This is a genomic window from Pyrobaculum neutrophilum V24Sta, assembly GCF_000019805.1.
In the GTDB taxonomy this organism is placed as follows: domain Archaea; phylum Thermoproteota; class Thermoprotei; order Thermoproteales; family Thermoproteaceae; genus Pyrobaculum; species Pyrobaculum neutrophilum.
This window is the reverse complement of the sequence record NC_010525.1, coordinates 207642-233331: the sequence shown is the minus strand read 5'-3', so window position 1 is coordinate 233331 and position 25690 is coordinate 207642. Positions and strand designations below refer to the sequence as shown.

Annotated in this window: 31 protein-coding genes; 16 read left to right on the top strand and 15 right to left on the bottom strand. The window is 61.2% G+C overall.

What is annotated here, in order from left to right:
• Positions 1-174: 174 nt before the first annotated feature.
• The 5 genes from TNEU_RS01325 to TNEU_RS01305 form a co-directional block, all read right to left on the bottom strand.
• Positions 175-1248 carry a TIGR04084 family radical SAM/SPASM domain-containing protein gene (locus tag TNEU_RS01325; protein ID WP_012349640.1) on the bottom strand — a complete coding sequence of 358 codons (1074 nt, stop codon included), beginning with the start codon at positions 1246-1248 and terminating at the stop codon, positions 175-177.
• Between the two features lie 57 nt (positions 1249-1305).
• Positions 1306-2571: an MFS transporter gene (locus TNEU_RS01320; protein WP_012349639.1), complete on the bottom strand. Its 1266-nt coding sequence runs from the start codon at positions 2569-2571 to the stop codon at positions 1306-1308.
• 100 nt (positions 2572-2671) lie between these two features.
• Positions 2672-3823: a hypothetical protein gene (locus TNEU_RS01315; RefSeq protein ID WP_012349638.1), complete on the bottom strand. Its 1152-nt coding sequence runs from the start codon at positions 3821-3823 to the stop codon at positions 2672-2674.
• A gap of 19 nt (positions 3824-3842) precedes the next feature.
• A complete protein-coding gene (locus TNEU_RS01310; protein WP_012349637.1) occupies positions 3843-4718 on the bottom strand; it encodes a metal ABC transporter permease in 876 nt (291 codons plus the stop codon).
• Positions 4702-5433, bottom strand: coding sequence for a metal ABC transporter ATP-binding protein (locus TNEU_RS01305; protein WP_012349636.1), 732 nt, complete (start codon positions 5431-5433; stop codon positions 4702-4704). Before TNEU_RS01305 ends, TNEU_RS01310 begins: the two co-directional genes overlap by 17 nt.
• Positions 5434-5458: 25 nt before the next feature.
• Between TNEU_RS01305 and TNEU_RS01300 the strand changes: the two genes are divergently transcribed.
• Together TNEU_RS01300 and TNEU_RS01295 are read left to right on the top strand one after the other, a co-directional pair.
• Positions 5459-6310, top strand: coding sequence for an eIF2B alpha/beta/delta subunit family protein (locus TNEU_RS01300; RefSeq protein ID WP_012349635.1), 852 nt, complete (start codon positions 5459-5461; stop codon positions 6308-6310).
• A gap of 16 nt (positions 6311-6326) precedes the next feature.
• Positions 6327-6626, top strand: coding sequence for an SWIM zinc finger family protein (locus TNEU_RS01295; protein ID WP_012349634.1), 300 nt, complete (start codon positions 6327-6329; stop codon positions 6624-6626).
• On the opposite strand, the gene lysX is transcribed toward TNEU_RS01295, so the two are convergent.
• Positions 6601-7452, bottom strand: a complete 852-nt coding sequence (gene lysX / locus TNEU_RS01290) for a lysine biosynthesis protein LysX (protein WP_012349633.1) — start codon at positions 7450-7452, stop codon at positions 6601-6603. The two genes, TNEU_RS01295 and lysX, sit on opposite strands and share 26 nt — an antisense overlap.
• A gap of 76 nt (positions 7453-7528) precedes the next feature.
• Between lysX and TNEU_RS01285 the strand changes: the two genes are divergently transcribed.
• The 3 genes from TNEU_RS01285 (at position 7529) to TNEU_RS01275 (ending at position 8642) form a co-directional block, all read left to right on the top strand.
• Positions 7529-7732, top strand: a complete 204-nt coding sequence (locus TNEU_RS01285) for a hypothetical protein (RefSeq protein ID WP_012349632.1) — start codon at positions 7529-7531, stop codon at positions 7730-7732.
• A 91-nt stretch (positions 7733-7823) separates the two neighbouring features.
• Positions 7824-8078 (top strand): hypothetical protein, encoded by a 255-nt coding sequence (locus tag TNEU_RS01280; RefSeq protein ID WP_012349631.1) that lies wholly within the window; start codon positions 7824-7826, stop codon positions 8076-8078.
• Positions 8079-8423: 345 nt separating this feature from the next.
• Positions 8424-8642 carry a hypothetical protein gene (locus tag TNEU_RS01275; protein ID WP_012349630.1) on the top strand — a complete coding sequence of 73 codons (219 nt, stop codon included), beginning with the start codon at positions 8424-8426 and terminating at the stop codon, positions 8640-8642.
• Positions 8643-8721: 79 nt separating this feature from the next.
• Here TNEU_RS01275 and TNEU_RS01270 read toward each other — a convergent pair whose 3' ends face one another.
• The gene (locus tag TNEU_RS01270; RefSeq protein ID WP_012349629.1) at positions 8722-9009 is read right to left on the bottom strand and encodes an acylphosphatase; all 288 of its coding nucleotides are present in this window, start codon (positions 9007-9009) and stop codon (positions 8722-8724) included.
• Between the two features lie 53 nt (positions 9010-9062).
• On the opposite strand from TNEU_RS01270, the gene deoC reads away from it, so the two are divergent.
• Complete coding sequence (deoC, locus tag TNEU_RS01265; RefSeq protein ID WP_012349628.1) at positions 9063-9752, top strand: deoxyribose-phosphate aldolase; 690 nt, start codon at positions 9063-9065, stop codon at positions 9750-9752.
• 316 nt (positions 9753-10068) lie between these two features.
• On the opposite strand, the gene TNEU_RS01260 is transcribed toward deoC, so the two are convergent.
• Genes TNEU_RS01260 through TNEU_RS01250 form a run of 3 tightly spaced genes read right to left on the bottom strand, consistent with a single transcriptional unit; the run spans position 10069 to position 12780 of the window.
• Positions 10069-11139 carry a phospholipase D-like domain-containing protein gene (locus tag TNEU_RS01260; protein WP_012349626.1) on the bottom strand — a complete coding sequence of 357 codons (1071 nt, stop codon included), beginning with the start codon at positions 11137-11139 and terminating at the stop codon, positions 10069-10071.
• 22 nt (positions 11140-11161) lie between these two features.
• Positions 11162-11659, bottom strand: coding sequence for a class I SAM-dependent methyltransferase (locus TNEU_RS01255; RefSeq protein ID WP_012349625.1), 498 nt, complete (start codon positions 11657-11659; stop codon positions 11162-11164).
• Positions 11656-12780, bottom strand: a complete 1125-nt coding sequence (locus TNEU_RS01250; RefSeq protein ID WP_012349624.1) for a hypothetical protein — start codon at positions 12778-12780, stop codon at positions 11656-11658. The genes TNEU_RS01255 and TNEU_RS01250 overlap by 4 nt, the downstream gene beginning before the upstream one ends.
• A gap of 63 nt (positions 12781-12843) precedes the next feature.
• On the opposite strand from TNEU_RS01250, the gene TNEU_RS01245 reads away from it, so the two are divergent.
• Genes TNEU_RS01245 through TNEU_RS01235 form a run of 3 tightly spaced genes read left to right on the top strand, consistent with a single transcriptional unit; the run spans position 12844 to position 15303 of the window.
• Positions 12844-14022: a thiolase family protein gene (locus TNEU_RS01245; protein ID WP_012349623.1), complete on the top strand. Its 1179-nt coding sequence runs from the start codon at positions 12844-12846 to the stop codon at positions 14020-14022.
• Between the two features lie 2 nt (positions 14023-14024).
• Positions 14025-14837 (top strand): NAD+ synthase, encoded by an 813-nt coding sequence (locus tag TNEU_RS01240; RefSeq protein WP_012349622.1) that lies wholly within the window; start codon positions 14025-14027, stop codon positions 14835-14837.
• Positions 14830-15303 (top strand): PadR family transcriptional regulator, encoded by a 474-nt coding sequence (locus TNEU_RS01235; RefSeq protein ID WP_012349621.1) that lies wholly within the window; start codon positions 14830-14832, stop codon positions 15301-15303. Before TNEU_RS01240 ends, TNEU_RS01235 begins: the two co-directional genes overlap by 8 nt.
• Here TNEU_RS01235 and TNEU_RS01230 read toward each other — a convergent pair.
• Positions 15278-15466: a hypothetical protein gene (locus tag TNEU_RS01230; RefSeq protein ID WP_012349620.1), complete on the bottom strand. Its 189-nt coding sequence runs from the start codon at positions 15464-15466 to the stop codon at positions 15278-15280. The two genes, TNEU_RS01235 and TNEU_RS01230, sit on opposite strands and share 26 nt — an antisense overlap.
• A 22-nt stretch (positions 15467-15488) precedes the next feature.
• On the opposite strand from TNEU_RS01230, the gene rnhB reads away from it, so the two are divergent.
• Complete coding sequence (gene rnhB / locus TNEU_RS01225) at positions 15489-16085, top strand: ribonuclease HII (protein WP_012349619.1); 597 nt, start codon at positions 15489-15491, stop codon at positions 16083-16085.
• Positions 16086-16133: 48 nt separating this feature from the next.
• On the opposite strand, the gene TNEU_RS01220 is transcribed toward rnhB, so the two are convergent.
• Entirely contained in the window at positions 16134-16763 is a 630-nt protein-coding gene (locus tag TNEU_RS01220; RefSeq protein ID WP_012349618.1) for a TrkA C-terminal domain-containing protein, read from the bottom strand.
• A gap of 230 nt (positions 16764-16993) precedes the next feature.
• On the opposite strand from TNEU_RS01220, the gene TNEU_RS01215 reads away from it, so the two are divergent.
• Entirely contained in the window at positions 16994-18145 is a 1152-nt protein-coding gene (locus TNEU_RS01215) for a cystathionine gamma-synthase family protein (RefSeq protein ID WP_012349617.1), read from the top strand.
• A gap of 48 nt (positions 18146-18193) precedes the next feature.
• Here TNEU_RS01215 and TNEU_RS01210 read toward each other — a convergent pair whose 3' ends face one another.
• Together TNEU_RS01210 and TNEU_RS01205 are read right to left on the bottom strand one after the other, a co-directional pair.
• A complete protein-coding gene (locus TNEU_RS01210) occupies positions 18194-18799 on the bottom strand; it encodes a site-2 protease family protein (RefSeq protein WP_012349616.1) in 606 nt (201 codons plus the stop codon).
• A 20-nt stretch (positions 18800-18819) separates the two neighbouring features.
• On the bottom strand, positions 18820-19068 hold the full coding sequence (locus TNEU_RS01205) for a hypothetical protein (RefSeq protein ID WP_245521967.1): 249 nt from the start codon (positions 19066-19068) through the stop codon (positions 18820-18822).
• A gap of 194 nt (positions 19069-19262) precedes the next feature.
• Here TNEU_RS01205 and TNEU_RS01200 point away from each other — a divergent pair, with 194 nt between their 5' ends.
• Genes TNEU_RS01200 through coaBC form a run of 3 tightly spaced genes read left to right on the top strand, consistent with a single transcriptional unit; the run spans position 19263 to position 23074 of the window.
• A complete protein-coding gene (locus TNEU_RS01200) occupies positions 19263-20981 on the top strand; it encodes a S9 family peptidase (protein ID WP_012349614.1) in 1719 nt (572 codons plus the stop codon).
• Between the two features lie 19 nt (positions 20982-21000).
• Positions 21001-21876, top strand: a complete 876-nt coding sequence (locus TNEU_RS01195; protein ID WP_012349613.1) for a spermine/spermidine synthase domain-containing protein — start codon at positions 21001-21003, stop codon at positions 21874-21876.
• Positions 21869-23074 carry a bifunctional phosphopantothenoylcysteine decarboxylase/phosphopantothenate--cysteine ligase CoaBC gene (coaBC, locus tag TNEU_RS01190; protein WP_012349612.1) on the top strand — a complete coding sequence of 402 codons (1206 nt, stop codon included), beginning with the start codon at positions 21869-21871 and terminating at the stop codon, positions 23072-23074. The genes TNEU_RS01195 and coaBC overlap by 8 nt, the downstream gene beginning before the upstream one ends.
• Here coaBC and TNEU_RS01185 read toward each other — a convergent pair.
• Complete coding sequence (locus TNEU_RS01185) at positions 23045-23758, bottom strand: transcriptional regulator (protein ID WP_012349611.1); 714 nt, start codon at positions 23756-23758, stop codon at positions 23045-23047. The genes coaBC and TNEU_RS01185 overlap by 30 nt on opposite strands.
• A gap of 57 nt (positions 23759-23815) precedes the next feature.
• Between TNEU_RS01185 and TNEU_RS01180 the strand changes: the two genes are divergently transcribed.
• Both TNEU_RS01180 and malQ read left to right on the top strand, forming a co-directional pair.
• On the top strand, positions 23816-24247 hold the full coding sequence (locus TNEU_RS01180; protein WP_012349610.1) for a hypothetical protein: 432 nt from the start codon (positions 23816-23818) through the stop codon (positions 24245-24247).
• Entirely contained in the window at positions 24248-25687 is a 1440-nt protein-coding gene (malQ, locus tag TNEU_RS01175) for a 4-alpha-glucanotransferase (RefSeq protein ID WP_012349609.1), read from the top strand.
• The last annotated feature ends 3 nt before the right edge of the window (positions 25688-25690 follow it).

Sequence of the window (25690 nt, the reverse complement as noted above, 5' to 3'; positions counted from 1 at the left end):
GAGAAGCCCGGCAGCGCGGGCTAAAACGCGGGCCGCCGTGTAGGGGAAAAGGGGGGTTTTCCGGAGGGGGCTACTTGGCCTCGTTCTTGGCCTCGGCCTTCTTCTTCTTGCAGGGCATGTAGCAGAGTGCATGGGGGAATTAACTGTCGCTTGGTATTACAGCCGTATTAGGGATTACGGGATCACCTCTGTGGAGTCGAGGAGGGGGTCGTAGTCGAGCCGTCTCGGGTCTAACACGCCCGCGTCTATGAGCTTCCTAAGCCTGGGGGCCTCCTCCTCGAGGATCTTTATAGTCCTCTTGGTGACTTGGCAGACGGCGTCGAAGCCCTCCTCGCCCCAGTAGTCCTCGTATTGGGTGTAGAGGCATCGGCCGCCGCAGACGTGTCTATATTCGCAGACGAGGCACCTGTCCCTTAGGCGGGGCGCCGCCCCGTTTAGCCCGATCCTTATGTGGCCGGCTGTGGCCCACTTCTCCGAAACGGCGATGGGGCAGTGTAGGATCCTCCCGTCTGTGTTTATGGCGAAGGCGTGTCTCCCCGCCCCGCACGGGACCCAGTCGTAGGGCCTCACGAGGAGGGCCCGGTATATGCCTAGGATGGGGATCACCTCCAGAGCCCTTCCCCGCTCCGCCTCCGAGAGGAAGAGGTCCCTCAGCCCTCTAACGCCGGGGAGGTAGCTCTCCTCGGCCCACCTCAGGAACTCCCGGGGGCCCCACTCGTCTGTCCAGATGACGTTCAGCTGCCAGTGCACCGCGTCGAAGCCCAGGCCGAGGAGGTGGGTCACATCTCTGTATATGTCCGACCTCCTGCCGACGGCCATCCTCGCCACGGTCTTGCACCCGCACCCAACCTCGTCTTTTAGCCACCGGAGGGCCTCCACGACCCTCCTGTAGACCCCCGGCCCCCTGTAGTAGTCCGTCACCTCCTGGGGCCCGTCTATTGAGAGGAGGACGGTGGAGAACCTCCGCCAGACCTCGGGCGGGAGCCTCCTCACCAGCGTCCCGTTGGTCTGGATGCCGAAGCGGGCGTTGGGAAGCGCCTCCATGACCTCCACGACGTAGTGGGGGTTTAGGAGGGGCTCCCCCCCGTAGAAGAACACGACCGGCTTCCCGTCTCTCTGGGCTATGAAGCGGGCGACCTCCCCCGCGGCGACTTTGGGCCTCCAGGGCGAGTGCCTCTCGTCGAAGGACCCACCGCAGTATCTGCATTGTAGGTTGCAGGCGCCCGTGGTTAATACAAACCAGAGCACGTGGGTTTCGAATTGCCCTTATTTATAGTGAGCCCGTCGAAAGAGGGGCGGAAAACGCTAGTCTAGAGGCTTGTCCTTTGTCTCCGGCATGAGCAACAAGGCCACGGCTAGGGCGAAGCCGGCGACGACGTATGTATACAGCAGGACGCCGGCCAGCGGGTTTTTGAGCCAGAGGGATATGGCTTGCACTATCGACGGCGTGAAGCCGCCGAATAGGCCGATGCCCAGGTTTATGGCCAGCGACATGCCGGTATACCTCACCCGGGTGGGGAACATCTCGGCGAGGGCGGTGCCCAACACGCTGAAGGTGAAGGCCGTGGCCAACACGAGCACAAAAACCCCCAGCGCCACCGAGCCCACGTCTTTCACCCCGACAAGCCAGCTGAAGATGGGGTAGTACGTGGCGAGGGCCAGCGCCACGCCCGCCGAATATATAACCCTTCTACCGACTCTGTCTGCGAGCCAAGCGTTGATTATGTAGAAGGGTAGCTGGGCAACCGTGGCTAGGCCCACCGCGAGGTTGGCCTCGACGGGGCTGAGCTTGACGACCTGCGTCAGAAATGGAAATATGTAGCCGGTGGACGTGTAGGCCAGAACAGCGTGCCCGGCGGCAACCGCAACGCCGACGAGGATGTACCCGGGGTACCTGGCCACGGCTTCGACAACCGGCATCTTGGACACGGCCCCCTCGCCTCTGATCTTCTCGAAGAGGGGGGTCTCCGCGAGCTTCAAGCGGAGGACTAGACCCAGCACCGTCAGCACTATGGAGACCAGGAAGGGGACGCGCCATCCGTAGTCTTGGAACGCCTGGGGAGGCATCAAGGCGGCAGTGGCGACAAGGGTGAAGGAAGAAAGGCCGAGGCCGAGCGGCGGCGTCGCCGCGATGAACCCCACGTAGAACGCCCTGCTCCGGCTAGGCGCGTGTTCTAGGACGTAAGTCACTGCTCCTCCCAACTCGCCGCCTAGAGACAAGCCCTGGAGGATCCTCAGCACCGTCAAAAGCACCGGCGCGGCAACGCCGATCTGGCCGTAGGTGGGGAGGAGGCCTATGAGGAAGGTCGCGACACCCATGAGGAGTAGAGTCGCGAGGAACGTCGCCTTTCTCCCAACCCTATCGCCGAGGTGCCCAAAGAGAACCGCCCCAACTGGCCTAACCACGAAGGTCGTGGCGAACACGAGCCATGTGAGGATTGTGGCCGCAACGGGGTCCTGCTGGGGGAAGAAGTTCTTAGATATATAGGAGGAGAGGGAGACGTAGGCAAAAACCTCGTACCACTCGATCAAGCTCCCCACCGTGGAAGCCGCCGTGACCAACCTGATCATGCCAAGAGGATTTCACTCGGTTATATACTTTCGGCAATCCGCCGTCTCTTCACCCGGTCGGAGTCTCAAGCAGACCTCACCGTAGAAAAGTAAATTGTATTTATTCTCTTGTGGCTGGCCACTTTACCAGCGTCTCCTTAGGCTCCTCCTGTATCACCGCGGCGGTTTTTACCTGCGGCGGCGGGGGCGGGGTCTGCCTCCTCCTCGTGATGACGAGGGCTATTAGGAAGAGTAGGGCCACCGCCAGCGCCGTGGCGGCGTTGATGGCCCAGGTGAAGCCCGTGTTTAACTCGCTGTATCTGTTCTGGAGGAGGGCCTTCTCCTCCACCGCCTGCCTATAGGCCCTGTTTAACTCGTCGTATCTGCCGGAGAGCTCGCTGTATTTGGCCGATAGGGCGTAGTAGCTTTCCCTCAGCTGTTGCTCCGACTTCTTCAGCTCGTCGTACTGCCTCTGTAGATCCGCCAGCCTCGTCTGTAGCTCCGCGATGGTCCTCTGCGCGTCTGAGTACTGGCTTGACAGCTTGTCGTAGGCGGCCCTCGCCTCGTCCAACTGCCTTCTGGCGTCCGCCAGCTGCGCCTCCAGCGAGGCCCGGGCCTGGCTCACGCCGTTGAGCTGGGCTTGTAGCTGGTCCAGCTGGGTCTTGAGGGCGTCGCGCTCCGCCTTGGCTTGGGCAAGAGCCGCTGCGAGTCTGTCGTTGTCCGCCCTAGCCACCGCGAGTAGGGTGCTGAGGTTCGCCAAGCGCGTCTGGAGGTCGGCCGCCTGCCGCCTCAGCTGCTCCACCTGGCCGGCGAGGTCCCTAACCCTCTGCTCTAGCGATGCGGCGTAGCTGGCCAGGTCCTCGTAGGTGGTGGGCAACACACGGCCTATGTAGTAGTTATACGTCAGAGTGTAGTTGGGAAGATACACCGCGATCTCCAGGAGGATGAGGGGGTCTATTCGCCTCTGGGGGCAGTAGTTGAAGGTGGCAGACTCCTGCCATATCTGGCCGGCGGCTAGCGTAAAGCCGTTGTAGGTCTTGGACTGGACTGTGGGGACCAGGGTCCCCTCGGGGAAAAACTTCGCCGTTACAGTTACCTTGTTAACCGTGACGGGCTGTGTGGCCTTTATCTGGATGGTCACGCCGTAGTCTTGGCAGAAGAGCCACTGGTCTGTCCTAATGACGAGCACCTCGATGGGGGGAGAGGAGAAGTGGTCTGTCAACGTGCCGGCGGCCGCAAGCGCCGCCAGCAGTAGCGGCAGGATCCGCCACATGTCCTAACTTAGCTACAGCCTATTTATACCTTTTCGCCAGGAGGAGCGCCAGCATGACAGCGCCGAGCGCGGCGCTTGGCCAAAGCCACGGCACAGCCGTATAGATGAAGTGGGCAGCCGCGGCCGCCGCCACGGCTAGAGATACGGCTAGCGGGATCTGCTCCGTCAGCTTGTTGCTGTATCTGGCGGCGATCGCCCCCGGCAGGACGAGCAACACCGCCGGCATGAGCGACCCCAGTGTGTACACCGTGGCGGAGACGGCTAGAGACATCGACGTGAGGAATAGGTGATCTAGACGCCGTGTTTTCATGCCGATAGATTCCGCAAAGAGCTCGTCCACCGCGGCGTATAGGTACCTAGTCCCGTAGAGGGCTGGGAAGACAAGTGCGGCGGCCAACATGGGGAGCTGCGTCTGGAGGTCCCCCGGCCCGATGAGCACGTATTCTCCGGTTATGAGCGCTAGGGGATCTAGAGTAGTGGCGTAGAGCTTGCGTATTAGGTATAGCAGGGCGATGGCGGCCGTTAGCTGGAATGACATTACTACTCCTGTCGCCACGTCTTTTCTATAGCCCAGACGCTCCGTTGCCAAAACCGCGAAGTTCAGCAACATAACGAAAAGCACTGTGAAGAGGTAGAAGGCGGGTGAGGCAGGCGTCTGCCCCAGCAGTGCTGTGGGCACCGCCGCGGCTAGGGCGGCCGTCAGTATGCTGTGGCCTTGGGCGTGGGCGAGGAAGGTCATCCTCCTGCTGACCGCCAGAGGGCTGTAAGCCGCCAACACCACGGATGATAAAAGCAGAGAGGCGAGAGGCCAGAAGAGGAGCGGGGCGTAGAAATACGCGTGGAGAAGCGCCCCCGCCGCCAGCGCCGCGGCCGCCGCCTCAATGAGGATGGGCATAGTCCTCCGTGACGCAGATGTAGCCCGCGGGCGTTTTCGCGATGCGGACGTAGCGATACACCCTCGAGAGCACCTCCTCCCTAAGCACCTCCTCCGGCGGGCCGTAGGCGATAAGCCTCCGGTTGAGGAGCAGTATCTTGTCGGCGAGGTTGGTGGGGAGGGTCAGCTCGTGGGAGGTCATCAACACCGTTCTACCCCTCTTCAGCTCCCTAAGTAGGGCGAGGAGCTCGATACGGCCCTGCGGATCCACGTTGGCCAGGGGCTCATCCAGGAGAAGCACGTCTCCCCCCACCGCCAGAGCTCTCGCAATGGCCGCCCTCTGGAGCTGGCCGCCCGAGAGCGATCCCAGCGGCCTATCGCGCAGGTGCGTGAGGCCCACGGCGGCTAGGGCCTCCTCAGCCGCCCTCTTCGCCTCCTTAACCCCTCTAAACCTCGCCGGGAGGTACACGTACTCCCACACGGTGGCCTGCGCCTCCACCCTGATGACTTGAGGCACATAGCCTATCTTTCTGGCCCGCTCCGCCCCGCAGACCCCCTCGACGCATATCTCCCCCCGGTGGGGGAGCAGGCCGAGGATGGCCATGTAGAGCGTCGTTTTGCCGGCGCCGTTGGGCCCCGCCACCAGGACGAACTCCCTCTCCGCAGAGAAGGAGATGTCCTCCACCGCGGGCCTCCCCCCGCGGAGGACTGTCACGTTCTTAACCACCAGAGACATGGGGGAGGCCGCGACCTGTATTTAAATGCACACAACCGCGTCGCCCCCGGCGGCGCTACGGAGGCCCAGTGCACAGCTATATATACGCCTCATATACTACGTGGAGGAGCTGGCGAGGGAGTGGGTGAGGGGGGCGAGCTGGTACCTAGAGAGGGCCGTGGACATTGTCTCAAAGGTTGCGGATCCCTTGCCTACGGCGGAGCGCCTTCGAGGCGTGAGGCCCGGGATGGCGCCTCTCGACTTCCTCTACCTCGTGCTTAGGGAGGCGGTCTCCAGGGGGGTTGACGCCAGGGCCGCGGCGGCTAGGGTCGCCGCCTACGCCAAGGAGGCTAGGGATAGGCTGAGCCGCGGCGTGCAGTCGCTTCGGTGCATGCGGCGGGTCGCCACCGTCAGCTTCAGCTCCGCCGTGGAGAGGCTCCTCCGGGGTCTGGGATGTGTAGATGTGGTCTACCTGGCCGAGAGCAGGCCGGGGGCGGAGTTTGCCGAGGCCTACGCGGCTTATTCCCGCTACGCCCAGGTGGTGCCTATCCCGGACGCGGCGGTTGGGGCCTTCGACTACGACGCCGCTGTGGTGGGCCTCGACGGGCTCTACCTAGACGCCGCTGTGAACAAGGTGGGGACGCTCCCACTTCTGGCCGCCGCGAGGTGGGTAGGCGCCTTGACCATCGCCGTCTTCGAGAGCTACAAGGCCGTGCCTCTGATGTCGCCGCCTCCGATGCGCGTTGCGGCTGAGGTGGCGGGACACGCCGTGGAGGTGCCTCTCTTCGACAGAGTGCCGCACGGCCTAATCGATGTCTATGTGACAGACCTGGGTCTCTTCACGGAGGCGGAGCCCCTCCGCCTCTACAGGTTGGCTCTGGAAAAGGTTTTTATGTAGCTCCGCCCTGTTGGACGTGCTTTGTAAAGAGGCGGCGAAAGGCGCCGTCTACAAACTGAACGAGGAGGTCTACATAAGGAGCGTGGAGAGGAGGGGACTCTGGCTAGTCGCCCTCTGCTATGTGCGATCCCAGAGCAGGAGGGAGGAGTGCTACCAGGTGGTGCTGAAGCTCAAGCTGGGGACGAGGTACTTCACGGGCCGCTGCGAGTGCCCAGACTTCAGATACAGGGGAGGGCCCTGTAAACACATCGTGAGGGCGAAGGTGGCCCTTAGGGAGTACCTCAAGGCGGCTACCTCCTTACGACGTCTATTATAAGGCCGGCGATCTCCCCCGCCACATCCACGCCGGTTACCCTCTGGACGTTTTTGAACTCGGGTACGCCGTTGACCTCCAGCACCAGGTAGCCCCGGGGCGTCTCCACCACGTCTACCCCCGAGTAGTACGTCCCCACCGCCTTGCTCGCCCTCACCGCGACCTCCTCCAGCTCGGGGTCTATCTTCACGGGCTCCGCCCTGCCCCCCCGCGCCGTGTTTGTCCGCCAGTCGGCCGAGGCGATTCTATAAATCGCCGCCACCGCCCTATCGCCCACCACCGTCACCCTGATGTCCCGCCCGGGCTTCTCCACGTATTCCTGCACGAGGTATATGTGGAGGTCGCTCTCCATAGCCTGCCTGTGCATAACCACAGTCTCCAGATCCTCGGCGGATTTCACCATGCTGACGTACCTCCCCCAGGAGCCATCCGTCGGCTTCACGATGACGGGGTACGACAGCTTCTCGGCGGCGGCCCGGGCCGCCTCCAGGCCGAAGGCCAGGTAGGTCCTGGGAGTGGGGACCCCGTACTCCCTCAGGCGGAGGTAGGTTAGGTATTTGTCGTGGGAGAGGACGAGCGACTGGGCGGAGTTTATGGAGAGCCCCCCGTTTGCCTCATAGGTGAAGGCCGCCGGTATAACCCTCGAGCGCGCCGCCAGCCTAATCACGCCAACGTTGCCGAAGCCCTCTGGCGCTAGAACCTCCTCGGCTTTGACAAGCCGCACCGCGGCCCCCCGCCTCTTCAAAGCGTCAAGCAACAGCCTCTCATCTAGGCGAGCAACGTCGTACACGAAGTCGATTTCCCCATGGCGCGTCAAGAAGAGCCACATATATAAATCTACCGCCTCGCCGCGTCATACCTGTATATTCCCCACCGCCCTTATATACAGAGACGCAGCTGTACACATGAAGACGGGCTTGGTCGTCGCCTTAAGCCTCGCGGCGGTTGTCCTAGGCGGCCTCTACCTGGTGTCCACCCTCAGCAACCCCTCTCTAGATCCCGCCATCCTCGCGAGGGACCTCGGCATCTCCATAGCCTCCCTAGCCACCGGCATCGCCGCACCTGTGCTACACCGCAAGTTCACGGAAAACCCAGAGGGCACAGAGTAGAAAAGCCCTCAGGAGAACGCGCGGGACTGCGCCTTGGGCACCCCACCTCACGGCATTGCAAACATTTAAAAGGCACCTCCTTCACCCCGCCATGAACACAAAGCCGCTTGTCTACGTCTTAAGCGCCGTCGCCGTCGTGCTGGGGCTTCTCTTCCTCATCAGCACCATCTCAGCCCCCTCGCTTGACACCACAATCTTCGCGAGGGACCTCGTCACGTCAATCCTCGCCATCGTCCTGGGCATAGCCGCCCCCTTCCTAATCAAGAGGTTCCGCAGCGAGGAGGCAGAAGAGGCGGGGACCAGCGTTTACACCCACGCCGAGGACACGCGGTATAGAAGAGAATAAGGTAGCGACGGCGGCCGCCAACACACGCCGGGGACACTGGGCGCTAGCTGGGAGGCGCCGATGCGAGGGCATATAGAGGAAGCCGCGGCGCTCTTTACCGGCTGGGGGCTGTTTCCTCTTCACGACAGTTGGGAAGGTTCTTCAACGTTGGCACAGAAGGCTTAGTAGCCGTCGTAAGCATCGAAAGGCATGCCCTGGGGCTCAAGGAGGGCCGCCCGGCCCGGTGACCCCACGCCCGAGCTAGCTTGGCCACCCATGAAGGCGAGGAGGAGATCCCTAGGCGCAACAGGGACAAACGGTTCAACCTGCACGATATATTTAAAAAATGTTCTGAGTTGTATATCTATGTCGTTGAAGAGGTTTATACAATCGCTGGATCCCACTATCTCGTGTTTTCTTATCTATCGCCTGAGGAGGGCTGGCTACGACCTGGAGGAGCTTGACGAGGAGCGGCTGTTCGAGGCGGTGGCGAGGGCGGCGGGTCCCCACATAGCGGAGGTGCTGTATACCATGTACCTCTCGGCGAGGTCTGAGGAGGGCGTCTTGGCGGTGGCAGAGGTGTAGACTCGGCCGCGGGCGGGCCTGTCATACTGCCGCAGACGCGGCGGTCGAGCCCGTTTCCTTTTATTCTCCTCTATATAAGCTATTCCGTCGGCAGGATGCGGAAGTCTGTAAACTCTCCTCTGTACTCCTCCCACGTGACCTCCACGTCTTCCACCCTGGCGCCTGGAGGGCCTACCTTCGCCCACTCGATGACCTTCGCCACAGCGTCGCGGGGGCCCTCCAGCACGGCCTCCACGGTCCTCCCGTCTGACCTGTTCCTCACCCACCCCCTCACGCCGTTTCGGGCGGCGACCTCCCTCATGGACTGGCGGAAGAAGACGCCCTGTACCTTGCCCCTGATGTAGAGGTGGGCGCGGACGTGGTCCATGCCCCGGGGGCGCCGCCGCCTTATAAGTTTTAAAGACGTATGTAGCGGCTTACATGCTCCACCTCGTGGACTACGCCCTCCTCAAGCCGTACCTCACGCTGGAGGAGGTGGCTAGGGGTGCCCGGAGGGCGGAGGAGCTGGGGGTCGCGGCCTACTGCGTAAACCCGCTCTATGCGCCGTATGTGAGAGAGCTGTTGAGTAGGGTGAAGCTCTGTGTAGTGGCGGACTTCCCCTTCGGCGCGATGCCCACGGCGGCGAGGGCAGCCCTCGTCGCCAGGATAGCGGAGTACGCCGAGGAGATCGACGTGGTGGCGCCGATAGGGCTTGTGAAATCCCACATGTGGGGGGAGGTCAGGCGGGATCTCCTCTCCGTGGTGGGGGCCGCCGGGGGCAGAGTGGTTAAGGTTATCGTGGAGGAGCCCTACCTTACCGACGAGGAGAGGCACAGGCTCTACGACATCGTGGCCGAGTCAGGGGCGCACTTTATCAAAAGCTCCACGGGATTCGCCGAGGAGGCCTACGCGAGGCAACTCGGAAACCCCACATACTCCACGCCGGAGAGGGCCGCCGCCATCGCGAGGTACATCAGGGAGAGGGGTTTCAGGCTGGGCGTGAAGATGGCGGGTGGGATCAGAACCGCCGAGCAGGCTAAGGCCATCATAGACGCAATAGGCTTCGGGACAGACCCCACCAAGGTCAGGCTGGGGACCTCTACGCCGGAGGCGCTGAGGACACTTGGATGATCCCCTAGGCAGACGGCGGGAGGTTCGCGGAAACGGCGCCCGTTCGCCCCCCGAGGTGCTCTCCAAGCCCAGACCACCAGGGCCAGAAGTCCAGCTCCCACGAGGGCTGGGAAAGACGTTGGGGCTTTGGCTGTCGGCGTTTCGCCTCCGTCCACCGGTTTTAGACCCTCCTCTGTGGGGAGCACGCCGAGGGGGTCGCCACCCTCTTCACGTAGCCCCCGGCCTCCAGCGACTCCAGGAGGGCTTGTAGGTCGTGCCTCTGGAGGTCCAGCATCGCCGCGCGCCAGGGCCTCTAGGACGCGCCTCTGGATCTCGTTCACGGCCTTCTGCGGTTCATCCAGAGGACGAAGAGCGCCGCGAGTATTATAACTACGAGCCAGAAGATCACATCCCAGGGTACGCCTCTAGAGGGTGTGGGCTGGTGCGTGGCTGTGTGCGACGTCGTGGTGGTCCGATGTACGGTCGTGCGTGTGGCCTCTGTGGTGGTGGCCCCCGCGTGTGTCTGGCCTCCGGCCTCACTATACCACTGCAACACCAGGGCCTTGAGCCGCTGGGCCAGCTGGGGGTTCTCTATGAGGAGCCCCACCTCCCTGTTTCTCTGGATGGAGTAGTGGCCTATGTTTATGGAGCCGACGTAGACGTGGTCCCCCACTACGATTATCTTTGCGACGAGGTCCTCGTCTACGGCAACCCTTATGTCCGCATCCGTCCTGGCGACTACGGCGTAGTAGGTGGGGTGCTGAACTATATACTGCACAAGGCCCGAGTCCATGTATATCTGCTCCATGGCTATGTAGAGGTCGCCCTTCTGCTGGAGGATCCAGAGGAGGCCCTCCTCCGAGTTTATCGGCGACACCAAGACGCCGGCGTAGTTGTACTTGGGGTAGACCCTCCTGTAGTCGTTTAGCACTATTGTGGCTAGCTGCCTAGCCAAGGTGGCGTTTCTGATGACCAACATGACGCCCTTATTCCTCTGGAAGCCTGAGACGGTCGGGTTTATATTGCCTATTATGACCGTCTCGTTGTCGATTACATACAGCTTGGTGTGGACGTTGGGGAAGTCGTTGTTCCACGCCACCTTTACGCCGTTTTCCTCCATGTACTTAGCCAGCTCCTTGGCCTGAGGCGGCACCCCGCCGTATACCCTCGCCGATAGGACCACGTAAACCTCCACGCCTCTTTTAGCCGCGGACGCGAGGGCCTCCGCCAGCTCCCTATAGGTGAGGACGTAAACCTCCACGTACACCGACTTCTTAGCCGCCTTCACGTAGTCCACTATCTTGGTGGTGTTTATGGGCGAGACGAGGACGCTCTGGACCTCCAGCCTAATAGGCGATACCGCCAGCGCCAGTAGGGCAAGTAGGAGCGCCAGAGCCAACACACGCATAGGTCTTCCTAAATCCTCCTTTTTAGGTTTTGCGTTTTGTCAACCTGTACCAGAGGCCTTTTTTCGCCAGGTCGTAGCCTAGGGCTTCCGCGGCTGCGGCGGCCTCACGCATCTTTTTATCAAGCTCCTGAGCGCTGTGGGGGTTTGTGACGCCGGCTGACTCGGGGGTCCAGTCGTATACGACCACGAGCCGCCTTGCCACACGCAACATCTCCCTCAGCGCGGCGGCTATGTCTCTAATGTGGTGTAGGGCGGCGACTGAAACCGCCGAGTCGCACTCGCCGTCTTTAAATGGCAACGACTCACCGGGGGCCAAGACGGCCCTTAGGAGGCCCGCCTCGGCGTAGTCTTTAAAGGCCGATCTTAGGTAGGAGATGGCTCCCGGGTCTATATCCACAGCGCACACCCTCAGCCCCCGCCTCAGGAGGAGGGCCGTGGTGCTGCCGTAGCCTGCCCCGACCTCTAGGACGGACTCGCCTAGGTCGAAGGCTTCGAGGTCTCTCGCGATTTCCTCAATCACAGCTGCGCCTGGGCGTATCTGGCGGCTTGTTCTGCGTTTTCGGCCTTCACCACGGCGAGGAAGCCCGAGGCGTGTTTAAACACCACCTCTGGCCCCTGGAGCCTTCTGAAGTCGATGACGTTTGCGTGTCTGTCGGGGCGCCAGAGGGTGTAGGCCCCTGGGTTCCTCCTGTCTTTCACCACGATGAAGACGGGCTCTGTCGACAAAACGCCGAGGTCTTGGAGGGCGTTCCATATGGGGCCTGGGGGCAGGTAGTCCTCCACGGCCACCGCGGCGATGTGCCCCTTCACTATTGTGTAGCGGCCTGAGGCCGCCGCCTCGGCCGCCCTCCTGGCCTCCAAATAGTGCCTCTCCAGGCCTTTCGCCACGTACTGCTCAAGCTCCGGCACGGCCAATACGGCGTAGCACCCGAAGTCGACCCCGAAGCCGGTCTCCAGGGCTTCTTTTCCGGTTGCCGCCGTCTGGACGTCTTTTGCGGCGGCCAGCATGAGCCTTAGGGTGTTGAAGGTCCTGGGGAACTTCTCGGCGAGGTCCGCGAAGGGGAGTTTCTCCGCGAGCTTAAACGCCTCGGCGAAGCTCGGGATGTCGAGCTCCAGCCTGGAGTATAGGGCCTCCGCCAGTAGCTCTAGGAACTTCGTCTCCTTGACGAGACCCGTGGGGGTTGCCTCGGCTAGGTACTTAGCCACGCCGTTGTTTAAGGAGTTGCCGTAGGGGCCCGACCAACGCTTCACCGCTGGGCCGAAGCGGTCGTAGAGGTCGACGTAGTGTAGAAGCGTAGCGACTAGCGGCCTCGGCTTTAGGTCTACCGCCGCCGCCACCTGCACGATCGTGGAGGGCTCCTCGGAGGGGTCGGCAACGCCGTGGTGGTCCAAGACGACAAACCTCTGGGGCAGGGCGTCTCTGAAGGCGTCTCCTATGTCGAACAGAATGACGTCGCCGTCCAGCTTTGCGATTTCCTCGGCCGCGTTTAGCCTATATACGGCCTCCGCCCCGTGTTTATGGAGGAGCGCGGCGGCTAGGACGTCGTCCATGTGCGCCACGCCTCCGTGGGTAACAGCCTTGAAGGCGCCCCTCTTGACCACCTCCGCCGCCTTCCTAACGTCGTCTATCCAAGAGACCACGGCGTAGCCACGGCTTTTATAATTTAAGTTTAACTGCTTAAATACTCCCAATGTCACTCCCACATGGACGTCGTGGTCGTGGGCTACGTGAGGACTCCCATCGGCAAGTTCGGGGGGGCTTTTAAAGACGTGAAGCCGCCCCACCTGGCGGCTTTCACCATTAAGAAGCTCCTGGAGAGGACCGGGGTCGACGGGAAGTTGGTGGAGGAGGTGATATTCGGCTCTACGCTTCAGGGCGGGGTTGGGCAGAACGTGGCCCGCTACGCCGCTCTTCTGGCTGGTCTGCCGGTGGACGTCAGCGCTTTTACGGTCAACAGGGTGTGTTCCTCGGGGATGCAGGCGATCATCGAGGCATATAGGGAGATAGCGCTGGGGGACGCGTCGGTGGTTATAGCGGGCGGCGTGGAGTCGATGTCTACGCAGCCCATCTGCGTCTCGCACGAGGCAAGGTGGGGGCTGAGGCATTCCATAGGCAGGAGGTTTGAGCTGACCGACCTCATGGTTTTCGACGGGCTTACGGACCCAGCGACTGGGATGTTGATGGGCGAGGAGGCAGACATGGTGGCCAAGGAGCACAAGATCGCCAGGGAGGAGCTGGACAAGGTCGCCTACGAGAGCCACATGAGGGCTTGGCGCGCCACGGAGAACAAGTGGTTCGACGACATGGAGCCCGTGGAGGGTGAGTTCGGCGGGGTCAAGCTGGATAGAGACGAGGGCATTAGGCCGGACACGTCTCTGGAGAAGCTGGCGAAGCTGAAGCCCGCCTTTAAGCCCGACGGCCTACACACCGCCGGCAACTCCAGCCAGCTTTCCGACGGCGCGGCCGCGCTTCTCCTGATGTCCGAGGAGAAGGCCAGGGAGTTGGGGGTTAAGCCCATCGCCAGGATCCTCGGCTACAGCTGGCACATGCTGGAGCCGTGGCGTTTCACAGAGGCGCCTGTCTATGCGATACAGAAGCTACTTAGGAAGCTCGGCGTCTCGGTGGACTACTTCGACTACTACGAGGCCAACGAGGCCTTCGCGGTAGTGAACGTCCTTGTCAACAGGGTGCTCGGCGTTCCCTACGATAGGATGAACGTCTTCGGAGGCGCCATTGCCCTCGGCCACCCGCTCGGCGCATCGGGCACGCGCATAGTCACGACCCTGATTTCAGTGTTGAGGAGGATGGGCGGGCGGCGGGGGGTGGCGGCTCTCTGCCACGGGACGGGCGGCGGCACGGCGGTGGCGCTTGAGCTTATCTAGCCGTGGCCCCGTTTGACCTCCAGACAGTCATAAACGCCCTGGATTACCAGAGGGCGCGTGAGATCATCTCCTCCTTCGTCAGAAGCTACGTAGAGGGGGCCGGGGCTAGGGGGGTTGTGGTTGGGCTAAGCGGCGGGGTGGACTCCACCGTCACTGCGGCTTTGGCCGTGGAGGCTCTGGGCCCCGAGAGGGTGCTCGGCCTCTTTATGCCCTCCCGCCACACGCCGCCAGAGGACGCCGCCGACGTCGCCGAGGTGGCCAAGGCCTTGGGGATTAGGCTGATCACCGTAGATATCACGCCCATCGTGGAGAGCTTCGCCAAGGCTCTGCCTGGGTACTCGGAGTCTGAGAGGGTGGCGGTGGGCAACATCATGGCCAGGGTGAGGATGACGATCCTGTACTACTACGCTAATAGGGATAACCTCCTGGTGGCGGGTAGCGGGGATAGAAGCGAGCTGTTGCTCGGCTACTTCACCAAATACGGCGACGGCGGCGTCGACATACTCCCAATTGGGTCGCTCTACAAGGTGCAGGTTAGAGAGATGGCGAGGAGGCTGGGGTTTAGACGCATCGCCGAGAAGCCAAGTAGCCCAAGGCTGTGGCAGGGCCACACAGCAGAGGGGGAGCTGGGCGCGCCCTACGAGGTGCTAGACGTGGTTCTCTACGCCATATACGACAGGAAGATGCCTCTGGAGGAGGCCAAGAGGGCCTTCGGAAGCGTCGTTGACCTCGTGGTCGCTAGGGCGAGGGCAAACGCCCACAAGCTGAGGCCGCCCCCCTCGCCGGATCTCTCACAGGCGCGGAGGGATGTATAAACGCCGCCGCGGGGTCTTCAAGGGGGTTGTGCTCTACATCCTCAGATCTAGGGCTTTAAGTGGGTACGAGATTCTTAAGGAGCTGGGGAGGCTCACGGCGGGGAGGTTCGTACCGTCCCCCGGCACTCTGTACCCCCTCCTGTCTTACCTAGAGGCAGAGGGGCTTATCGAGTCGAGGGAGAGCTACGTCGGGAGGAGGAGGAAGAAGATCTACCAACTGACGGATCGGGGTAGGGAGCTGCTGGAGCAGCTACTGGAGGACGAGGAATTCAAGGCGCTTGTCCAACAGATAGAGGGCGGCGCCTCGCCGGATCTCCTCACCGCGATCCGCGACGAGCTCGTGTACATCGACGAGGTGTTTGACGAGGTTGAGGGAGGCGACACCGCCGTGTTGGAGGAGATACTCGCCATCCTTAAGAGGCTTGAGGACAAGACACAGGCTAGGCTTGCCCGTGCGAGGCGCTGATGTACTTCTGGGCCGCCTTTAGGCCATGTACGGCGTGTAGGTGCAGAGCGGCGTCTCTCACTGTGAAGAACTTCTTTCTACACTTAAGACATACGATGTGTTTGACGTCCCACTGGTCGGCCTCAACTGCGAGGTACGACTTAAGCTCCTGGGGGATCTCCACAGCGCAGTAGATTTGGCTGTTTATGTCTTTTTTGGAAGGCGGTGTCGACGAGGCGGGCAGGGGGCCGGTGGTGGGGCCTATGGTGATCGCCGTCGTTGTTGGAGACGGCGGCGTTCTCGCCCGCCTGGGGGTGAGGGATTCCAAGAGGCTGAGCCCGGAGAGGAGGGAGCGGCTGTACCAACTGATCTTGGAGGCGGCGGACTGCGTTAACTACGTGGTGGTTGAGCCCGCGGTTGTCGATACATACGTGTGGAGGGGGCTTCTAAACGCGTTGGAGCTCGACTACACGGCTAAGCTGATCGAGCTGTGTCCCGCCGACGTGTACTACGTGGATTCCCCCGACGTCGACCCCCGGCGCTACGGCTCAGCGCTGGAGTTTATCACGGGCAGACGCGTGGTGGCTATGCACAAGGGCGAGTCTGTTCCGCAAGTGGCCGCCGCCAGCATAGTGGCTAAGGTGGTGAGAGATAGGCTTGTGGCGCTTCTGAAGAAGGAGGTGGGGGATTTCGGTAGCGGATATCCCTCCGACCCCCGCACGAGGGAGTGGCTCAAGTGGGGAAGACTACCCCCGGAGTGCGTTAGGTGGAGTTGGCGGACCCTCCGGGGGGAAAGCCCCTAGGCGTGAGTCGACAAGCGCCGGCAGCAGACGCCAAGGGACAAACGGCAGCTACTTGGTGAGTTGCTGCAGGTCTGCCTGGGGGCCGACGGCTATGAGGTAGTCTCCATCTTGTATCTCCACGTCGCTGGAGGTTAGGTATTCGTCTCCCCTGACTATTGCCACCTTTGCGCCGGTTTCTTCCTCCACTTCTCCGATGGTCTTTCCTAGGAGCGGGGAGTCGGAGGTCACCAACATCTCTAGCATAGCAACGCCTGCTTTCAGCGGGAGGATCCTGGTGAATCTTAGGTTGAGGATTCTGGTGAGCCTTGAGAGTACGCAGTGGTAGGACACTATGGCCATAATGCCGAGCTCCTCCGCCTCCCTCGCCACGGCCTCGCCTCTTGCAACGATGACGACGATGGGAACGCCTTGCGATCTTGCAAATTTAGCAAAGCTGAGGTTCAACATGTCGTTTGGCGAGGGGAAGACGGCGACTTCTACGCGGGAGAAGTCGATTCCTCTAAGGACCCTCTCGTAGTTCTCAACTAGGTTGTGTATGTAGACAGCCTCTCTTTCGTACATCTTAGCCCGCTCCTGATTCGCGAGCACTCTTACAACGTAGCCGTTGTCGACGAGCATCCTCGCGAGGAGAGGGCCTAGGTCGTCGTTGCTGTCTAGAACTACGGCCTCTCTAACCACGAACGACCCATCTAGCGAGTTTTTAAATTACCACTGCAGACCCCGCCTAGGGCGGAGAGGGGAGTCATGCCTCCTCTACGCTTTAGAGGGTATTGAATGTAGCAATATTGCCATATTAATTTCAATACTTTTATTAAATATCCTTAGTTATATCATTGTTATTTATAAAAATATTGATGTTGATATTATAGGGGTGTAAAAATTTATATAGTTAGGTTGTTTGTTGTCGAATGCGTAGGGGGACGGCCGCCGTGAGGGGGTTCAGGCTTCTTGACCCCTACGGCTCGCTCCAGCCCCCCATTTATCAGACGGCGTTGTTTAGGATGGAGGGGGAGGCGCTGAAGTCCGACAGGGGGTTCGACCTCAAGTATAGTAGGGAGGAGAACCCCACCCTCAGGCCGCTGGAGGAGGCGCTGGCTACGCTCGAGGACGGCGTGGACGCCCTCGTGTTTAACAGCGGTATGGCGGCTCTCTCCTCGGTCTTCTTCTCTCTTCTAAACGCAGACGCCACCGTCCTCACCACCATGGAGGCATATGGAACTACCCTTAGGCTTTTGAGCTCGCTTGGTAGATTTGGCGTAAAGCTACGAAAGACGTATCCAAGTACGGAGACGTATATAGAGGGGCTGAAAAGCGGGAGGCCTACCGTGGCTTTTGTAGAGACTATAACTAATCCCCTTCTCCATGTCTTAGATATTCCCGAGGTGGTGAAGACGGCTAAAGATCTGGGGTCTGTGGTTGTGGTGGATAACACCTTCGCCACGCCTGTCCTCATCCAGCCGATATCCCACGGCGCCGATGTGGTGGTGCACTCAACGTCGAAGTACATAGCGGGGCACAACGACGTCATCGGCGGCGTGGCCGTGGTTTCGTCGAGGGCGATGCTGGAGGAGCTGTGGGTTTGGAGGGCGATGCTGGGGGGCATAATGCAGCCCTTCGAGGCCTTCCTGACGCTTCGGGGTTTGAAGACGTTGTTTGTGCGATTTGAGTATCAGTGCAAGTCGGCGAAGGCCATCGCCGAGTTTCTCGCCGAACACAGCAAGGTCGCCGAGGTCATCTACCCAGGTCTGCCCACACATCCAGATCATGGAGTGGCCAAGAAGCTCTTCGGCGATAAGTTCGGCGCAGTTGTATCCTTTAGGGTTAAGGGCGGGAGAGACGCCGTGTTTAAGTTCTTCAAATCTCTCAAGCTGGTGACGCCTGGGCCGAGCCTAGGCGGGGTGGAAAGCATCGCCACCTACCCCGTGGCCAGCGCGGCCTCGCCTATACCTGAGGAGGATAGAAAAATATTGGGCATAACCGAGGACCTTGTGAGGCTTTCCGTCGGCCTCGAAGACGTAGACGACTTAATCGAGGACCTAGACCAGGCCCTCAACGCGTAAGCCGGGGCTCGCGTCGAATCACAGTACTCAAAACTTGGCGGTCCGCGCCTATTGCCACAGCTTTGCTACCAGTAGGCCCGCGACTGCGGTGATGGCGAGCCACATCGGCAGGTTTGTCCTAAGCATCTTGTTGCCGTCTAGCGGCGGTATAGGGAGGAGGTTGAAGAAGGCAAGCCAGGCGTTTGTGTAGGCGAAGAACCACCAGATGGGCGAATTGGTGTAGGTTGCTATAGCTAAGCCGGCGGCGCCGAAGGCGATGTTGGTTATGGGGCCCGCCGCCGCTATGTAGAACAGATCTCTTCTCTCGTTTCCACCGCCGGGGGGTCTAAAGGGGAGCACCACCACTGCGCCGGGGGCTGCGAAGACTACGCCAAAGAGCAACGGCAGTATAACCGCCAGGGGGAGTAGGTTGTAGTCCGCTTGAAACATCGCTATGTAGCCCAGCCTCCTAGCCACTTGCCTATGCGCCATCTCGTGGCCTACAAAGGCGAAGAGGAGCACGAAGGCGACGATGGGCACAGCCTCAAGAACCCTCCTCCAGTTTATTCCGCCGACTATTCCGCCTCCCGCGATGGCGATTGAGAAACCAACTGTGAGAGTTGCAAAGGCGACCGCGAGATCCACAAGCTCCCTTTTCCTGAGCTCGTGATACACGTGGCGCCACTTTCTCCCATTTAAATCTGTTCACTTAACGCGTGGAGGGCCCTCTCTACCGCGGCCCGCTCCATGATGTAAATCCCCCGCCTGTGGCGACGGGCCAACCCCCTCGTGACGAGGAAGAGCATAAGCCGCCTCAGCTCCCAGCCGCATCTCCTGTCAGTACCACATATCTCCCGCGTTCTGACGACAACTACGGCCCCCTTCTCGCGCCTCTTTCCGGCTAGGTAGTAGATAAGGGCCGAGAGGTAGAGGCCGCGTTTCACGTATATATCCCTCATTTTTAAGCAACTACGGCCGGCGCCACCGTCCGCGGCACCCGGTAGCCGCACAAAAAAGCACATATCCGCGCCGACGATGGCACCTCCACGCCGCAGGTTATCTAGAACACGCCCCCGGGAGTGTTAACAGCGTGGCAAGGGGGCGAGGTTTTTATAAATTGTTGCCGTTTGTCGCTGTCATGAGCCTTCTTGCGAAAAGGGCTCTCTCGGTAAGATCCGCCTATGCGCCCCGCCTGGGGCCCCGCAGGGAGATCTACTACATCAGCGATATTACCGGCGTTCCCCAGCTCTGGAGGTTTGATGGACATGTCCACGACATGGTGCTCCCCTGGGAGGAAAGGGTGTCGGAGTACCGGGTTGCAGATGACGGCACTCTCGCGTTCACCAGCGACGTGGCGGGCGACGAAAGGTGGCGTCTCTACGTGCTTGAGGGCGAGGAGGCGGCGCCCGTCTCCGCTGAGGGGGTTAACAGCCTGGGGGCTTGGTCGCCCGACTCGCAGAAGCTGGCTTTCACCTCCACCAGGGATGACCAGCAGAACTTCCACCTATACCTCTACGACAGAGCTACGAGGTCTATCGCCAAGCTCGCCGAGATACCCGGCATCAACGTCGTGGAGGAGTGGTCGGAGGTGGGTCTCTTCGTCACGCACTATGAGACAAACCTCGAAAGCGCCATACTGCTCTACAGAGGCGGGGAGGTGCGGGAGTTGACCAAGAGGAGCCCGGACACCATGAGCCTCTCCCCTAGATACATCGGAGGGGGGAAGCTACTCTATCTAACAAACGAGGGGTGGGAACACATGGGGGTGGCCCAGATGGATCTGACGACCGGCTCCTGGAAATACCTAATTCAGCTGGACAGAGACGTCGAGTTCTTCGACGTGTGGGGGAGCTACCTCGTCTTTTCTCTAAACGAGGAGGGGTCGTCGGGTCTCTACATGATGCACATGCCCTCGGGCCTAACCCACAAGATAGCTACGCCGAGGGGCGTCGTGACATCTCTACAGTACAGAGAGGGGCTCATCCTTTTCTCCCTCTCCAGCATAAACAGAGGCCATGAGGTCTACATCCACCAGGGAGGGGCACTGAGGCAACTCACGAGATCCCCCAGGTTCGGCCTACAGCTGGAGTCCCTACCCGACCCGGAGTCCGTGTGGTACGTGAGCCACGACGGTAGGAAGATCCAGGCTAACATCTACAAGCCGCCGGGCGCGGCTAGGGGAGTCGTCGTCTACCTCCACGGAGGCCCCGAGAGCCAAGATAGGCCGGAGCTCAAGCCGCTGGTGCTGGCCTTGCTCATGTCGGGCTTCGTCGTGGCGGCGCCTAACTACAGAGGGAGCGCCGGCTTCGGAAAAAGCTTCCTCCGCCTCGACGACTTAGACAAGAGGTGGGACGCGATAAAGGACGTCGAAGCCTTCGCCAGGTGGCTCACCGCTGAGGGCATCGCTAAGGCGAAGCCCTGCGTAATGGGGGGGTCCTACGGCGGCTACCTCACGTTGATGGCCCTCGCCACAGCCCCCGACCTCTGGGCATGCGGCGTGGAGATAGCCGGCATCTTCAACCTGGTGACGTTTCTGGAGAGGACCGCGCCTTGGAGGAGGAGGTACAGAGAGGCGGAATACGGATCTCTCGACAGACATCGCGATCTCTTGCTCCAGCTGAGCCCAGCGACGTACGTGGACAAAATCACGGCCCCCCTCCTAGCCGTCCACGGCGCAAACGACATACGCGTGCCCATCCACGAAGCCGAGCAGCTGGCCAAGAGGCTGGGGGAGCTGGGGAGAGAGGTTAAACTCTTGGTGCTCCCCGACGAGGGCCACGTCATTACAAAGGTGGAAAACCGGGTCAAGGTCTACACGGAGGTTTTGAAGTTCGTAGAACGGCACCAGGTTTATTAACTCGTCCCTAACGTCGGCCATGGCGAAGACGCCGGGCCCCATCTCCCTGATTGAGCCCTTGAGCGGCAACTCCGCCCTCCTCGTAAAGATAAACGCTGTGTATGTGGTGAAGCGGTCTAGGTACCAGGAGATCGTGGTCGCAGACACAGAGGACTTCGGGAGAGCCCTCATCCTAGACGACTACATCCAGTCGTCCTACTACGACGAGGTGTACTACCACGAGAGCTTGGTGCACCCCGCCATGTCTACACACCCATCCCCCGCCGACGTCTTGATACTAGGCGGAGGCGAGGGCGCAACCCTGAGAGAGGTTCTGAAACACCGCACCGTCAAGAGGGCAGTCATGGTGGACATAGACGGCGACGTGGTTGAGGTGGCCAGGAGGTACCTCCCACAGATGCATCAAGGCGCCTTCGACGACCCGCGGGCCCAGGTCGTGATCGAAGACGGCTTTGTCTACGTGGAGAGGGCGCTGGCCGCGGGGGACAAATTCGACGTCGTCATCATGGATCTGACCGACCCCTACAGCTCAGACATCGCGAAGCAGCTCTACGCGCCGGGTTTCTTCAAGAAGGTGAGGGGCTTGCTGAGGGAGGACGGGTTGGTGGTTACCCAGGCTGGGAACAGCTTCTTCTTCCCCGAGGCCTACGACATGGTGCTCCATGGGGTGAGATCCAGTTTCCCCACGGTGGCTGAATACAGCGTCTGGATCCCCTCCTTCGGATACGCCGTGAACTACATCCTCGGGTCGCTCAAGTACAACCCCACCGCGTTAACGCCGGAGGAGGTCGATAGAAGGCTTAGGGAACGCGGCGTCCAAACCCACTTCTACTCCGGCAGAACCCACCTGGGGCTCATGTCTCTCCCCATACACAGGAAGATACGCCGTGTCTGAGGTAGAGGCAATAAGGGGGACCTACAGCAACCTCCTAAGAGGCGTCAGAATTGCTCTGCTGGTATCGTCCGGCGTCTCCCTATATAAGTCCATAGACACCGCCCGCCTCCTTATTAGACATGGGGCAGACGTACACGTCTTCATGACGCCAAAGGCAGCCCGGCTTGTATCCCCACACCTCTTCTGGTGGGCAACCGGCCGCAGACCCGTTGTGGAGCTGACGGGAGCTACCGAACACATAGAGATTTGTAGCAACGCAGACGTGGTGCTGGCCGCCCCGGCCACAGCCAACACCCTGGTTAAGCTCTCGTTAGGCATAGCGGACAACGCGGCGCTCACCTGCGCCTTGGCCGCCTCCAGGGCTAGGAAGGTGGTCGTTCCAGCCATGAACATCGCCATGTGGAACACGCCGCAAGTGCAGGAGGCCGTTGAAAGGCTTAGAAAACATGCGGTCGTTGTACCGCCGGTTTTTGAGGAGGGCAAGGCCAAGTACCCACCTCCAGAGGAGGTGGCGGAGTACGTGATAGACGCCACCGCCCCCCAGGACTACGGAGGAGTTAGGGTTTTGGTCACGGCGGGCCCCACCCACGAGCACATCGACGACGTGAAATACATAACCACCCCCAGCAGCGGCTTGACTGGGTACTACTTCGCAAGGGAGGCGGCGGCCAGGGGGGCGAGGGTAACGCTGGTGGCCGGCCCCGCCGAGCTAAGGCCGCCCCCAGGTGTGGAGCTGGTCAAGGTCACCTCGGTTCTGGAGATGTACCGCGCCGTCTTGGAGAGAGCCGGGGAAAACGACATGTTCATATTCGCGGCCGCCCCCCTCGACTTCTACGTCGACGGTAGAGCCAGCGGCAAGATCGACAGCTCTCTGCAACAGTACACCGTTGTGCTCCGCCAGGCGCCGAAGATCGCGCAGGACGTCAAACGGCACAACCCCCGGGCCTACGTAATAGGTTTTAAGGCTGAACACGGCGTAGAGGAGGCCGAGCTGCTGAGGAAGGCCAGGTCGAGGATGGAGTCGGGGGGGTGGGACATCGCCCTCGCCCACGACGTGTCCAAGATGGGCTTCGGAACTCTAAAGGACGAGTACCTCCTCCTCACGAAAGACAGGGTTGAGAAGCTGGGGCCTGCCCACAAGCGGGAGCTGGCGAGGGCCGTCCTAACGCTAGCTAGGCCCGGGGTTGCCGCGCGGTAGGCGGGGCGCCAGCTGGAGGGCCTTGATCAGCTGGAAGTGCTTCTGCTCGTCGAGCTCGATGGAGAGAATCAACGCCCTCAGGACCGGGTCGCCTACCTTGTAGAGATCCGCTATGCTCTCCCTCATGGAGGCCTCCTCTTGAGCAAGCGCCTCGAGCTCCTCCTCTGAGATGTCCAGCCCATCCGCCTTAAGCCTACCCGTGAGGTGGTCCAGTATCATGGTTAAGATCTCGGCGTGGCGGAGGCTGTCCGTGGCGATCTGCATAAACAGCGCTCTCACCAGCGGGTTCCTCATCCTGTAGGAATACGCCATCGCCCTAGTTGCCGTCTCCTGCTCGAGGCGGATCCGCTCCCTGATGAGCTCCTCAAGCTCCACTCCCGGCGTCTTCTGCGCCAAGATGTTGGATATCACCTTGGCTAGCTCCGTCAAATCGATGGGCCCCCTCGCCCCGCGCTTAGCCGCGTCTACGAACAGCTCCGCATGGCTCCTAACAAGCGCCATGACTCTTTCGTCGCTCGCCAACACCCCCACGAGCTCCCCCCCTCTCTTGCCTGAGAGGTACATGGAAACCGCCGCGGGGGTGAGGCCGAGGAGCCTAGCGGTTTCGTTCACGCTTAAGCCCCTCTCCACCAGCTCCCGCGCCAATAGGGCCCTCACCGCCGACAGAACCCTCTCAAGGCTCACCCCACCCTCCCCCTCACAAGTTTATAAAAGTTTATAAAGCGCCAAAGAGTCCACCCTATGCATAGGGTCTACGAGAGGCGGGTTGAGATACCCATAAGGATCTCCAAAGGCGCCGACGAGCAGGCGAGAATTAGGAAGCTAGAGAGGTGGCCTAGGGAGGCCGGCACCTCCGTGGTCTTAGACGAATCCGGCTCCAACTTCGGGAAGCTGGTCCAGATCTACGCCGCAGACTACGGGCTGGAGGTCGGGGAGAAGAAATGGGATATAAAAACGGAGGGAGACGCCGTGAGGGCGAGGTTGGAGATACCGCTCTTGAAGGCCGGCGAGGCGAAGGGGAGAGCCGTCATGGAGGCGGCTATACCCAAGACCCCCGCTGGGGAGGAGGGGAACAACTACGTCTACAAGGCCGAGGTGGAGTACTACATCGAGATAGATGAACAGGTTCTGGCCGAGTCCACCACAAGCGGGATGGTGGAGTTCAGCTTATAGGTGCTTCGGGGCTTTGGAGTACTTCTCCACATATCTAGCCTCCCCGGGGGTTGCCTAGTCGGCGACCTGGGGCCCTCCGCCTATAGATTCGCCGACTTCCTATCCGAAGCCGAGGCCACCTACTGGCAGATCCTGCCGCTGAGCCACACGCTACCTGAATACGACGACTCCCCCTACAGCGCAGCCTCGCTGCTGGCTGGAAACCCGGCCCTCGTCAGCCTGGAGAAGATGGCCCAGCTGGGGTTGGCGAAGAGGGCGCCGCCCAGCTGTCCGCCCGCCGAGAGGGCGCGTTTCGCAGAGGCTTGGGAGCTCAAGAGGCGGTATCTTGAGGAGGCCTTCGAGGGAAGGCTGGGCTGGCGGGATTACGAGGAGTTCGCCGCCCGAAATAGCTGGTGGCTGGAGCCCTACGGTAGATACATGGCGCTAAGGGAGGCCTTCGGGGGGCCGTGGACCGCCTGGCCCGCCTGGGCGAGGAGACCCAACGCCGATCTGCCGCCACGCCTAGAAAGGAGGGCGGATTTCTACAGATACGTCCAGTTCCACTTCTGGCTACAGTGGGAGGAGCTGAAGAGATACGTCAACAGCCTCGGCGTATTTATCATAGGCGACCTCCCCATATACCCGGCGTTAGACAGCGCCGACGTGTGGGAGGGGCAGAGGTACTTCAAGCTGGCGCCCGACGGCGCCCCCCTCTACGTCTCCGGGGTTCCGCCTGACTACTATTCACCCACCGGACAACTATGGGGGACGCCGGTCTACAACTGGGCGGAGCTGAGGAGAGACCGCTACGTCTGGTGGACCCGGCGCCTTACGAGGCTACTCTCCATATTCGACTACATACGCCTCGACCACTTCAGAGGATATGCGGCGTATTGGGAGGTGCCCTACGGGGAGCCCACGGCCGTAAGGGGGAGGTGGGCGCCGGGGCCCGGCGAGGAGCTTTTCAGAGCCGCCGAAGATGCCCTCCCCAGGCTCATCGCGGAGGACCTGGGCTTCATCACCCCAGACGTTGTGGAGCTCAGGTATAGGCTGGGCATACCCGGCATGCGCGTGCTCCAGTTCGCATGGGACGGCAACCCCGCCAACGAGCACAAGCCGCACAACTACGAGAGGAACCTTGTGGCGTACACCGGAACACACGACAACAACACCACCCTAGGCTGGTGGAGGGAGGAGACAACGCCGAGGTCGAGGCGCGAGGCCCTCGCCTACATGGGCGGCTGCAGAGGCGGTGTGAGCTGGTGCTTCATACGCCTCCTCTTCTCCACCGTGGCCGACGTGGCCGTAGTCCCGATGCAGGACGCCCTCGGGCTAGGTAGTGAGGCTCGGATGAACAAGCCCGGCACCGCGAGGGGCAACTGGAAGTGGAGGATGGCCGGAGACCCGCCCCGGGCTGTGGCGGCGCGGCTCAGGCGCCTTGCAAGGATCTACGGGCGCTGAGGG

What these genes read in the sequence shown, in the direction of transcription:
- rnhB (WP_012349619.1), top strand. Translation starts at nt 15,489, where the DNA reads ATGTCTTTTTTGGAAGGCGGTGTCGACGAGGCGGGCAGGGGGCCGGTG.
- TNEU_RS01245 (WP_012349623.1), top strand. Translation starts at nt 12,844, where the DNA reads ATGGACGTCGTGGTCGTGGGCTACGTGAGGACTCCCATCGGCAAGTTC.
- TNEU_RS01280 (WP_012349631.1), top strand. Translation starts at nt 7,824, where the DNA reads ATGAACACAAAGCCGCTTGTCTACGTCTTAAGCGCCGTCGCCGTCGTG.
- TNEU_RS01310 (WP_012349637.1), bottom strand. Translation starts at nt 4,718, where the DNA reads ATGCCCATCCTCATTGAGGCGGCGGCCGCGGCGCTGGCGGCGGGGGCG.
- TNEU_RS01305 (WP_012349636.1), bottom strand. Translation starts at nt 5,433, where the DNA reads ATGTCTCTGGTGGTTAAGAACGTGACAGTCCTCCGCGGGGGGAGGCCC.
- TNEU_RS01275 (WP_012349630.1), top strand. Translation starts at nt 8,424, where the DNA reads ATGTCGTTGAAGAGGTTTATACAATCGCTGGATCCCACTATCTCGTGT.
- TNEU_RS01315 (WP_012349638.1), bottom strand. Translation starts at nt 3,823, where the DNA reads ATGTGGCGGATCCTGCCGCTACTGCTGGCGGCGCTTGCGGCCGCCGGC.
- TNEU_RS01200 (WP_012349614.1), top strand. Translation starts at nt 19,263, where the DNA reads ATGAGCCTTCTTGCGAAAAGGGCTCTCTCGGTAAGATCCGCCTATGCG.
- deoC (WP_012349628.1), top strand. Translation starts at nt 9,063, where the DNA reads ATGCTCCACCTCGTGGACTACGCCCTCCTCAAGCCGTACCTCACGCTG.
- TNEU_RS01270 (WP_012349629.1), bottom strand. Translation starts at nt 9,009, where the DNA reads ATGGACCACGTCCGCGCCCACCTCTACATCAGGGGCAAGGTACAGGGC.
- TNEU_RS01320 (WP_012349639.1), bottom strand. Translation starts at nt 2,571, where the DNA reads ATGATCAGGTTGGTCACGGCGGCTTCCACGGTGGGGAGCTTGATCGAG.
- TNEU_RS01180 (WP_012349610.1), top strand. Translation starts at nt 23,816, where the DNA reads ATGCATAGGGTCTACGAGAGGCGGGTTGAGATACCCATAAGGATCTCC.
- TNEU_RS01195 (WP_012349613.1), top strand. Translation starts at nt 21,001, where the DNA reads ATGGCGAAGACGCCGGGCCCCATCTCCCTGATTGAGCCCTTGAGCGGC.
- TNEU_RS01300 (WP_012349635.1), top strand. Translation starts at nt 5,459, where the DNA reads ATGCACACAACCGCGTCGCCCCCGGCGGCGCTACGGAGGCCCAGTGCA.
- TNEU_RS01285 (WP_012349632.1), top strand. Translation starts at nt 7,529, where the DNA reads ATGAAGACGGGCTTGGTCGTCGCCTTAAGCCTCGCGGCGGTTGTCCTA.
- TNEU_RS01260 (WP_012349626.1), bottom strand. Translation starts at nt 11,139, where the DNA reads ATGCGTGTGTTGGCTCTGGCGCTCCTACTTGCCCTACTGGCGCTGGCG.
- TNEU_RS01235 (WP_012349621.1), top strand. Translation starts at nt 14,830, where the DNA reads ATGTATAAACGCCGCCGCGGGGTCTTCAAGGGGGTTGTGCTCTACATC.
- TNEU_RS01215 (WP_012349617.1), top strand. Translation starts at nt 16,994, where the DNA reads ATGCGTAGGGGGACGGCCGCCGTGAGGGGGTTCAGGCTTCTTGACCCC.
- lysX (WP_012349633.1), bottom strand. Translation starts at nt 7,452, where the DNA reads ATGTGGCTCTTCTTGACGCGCCATGGGGAAATCGACTTCGTGTACGAC.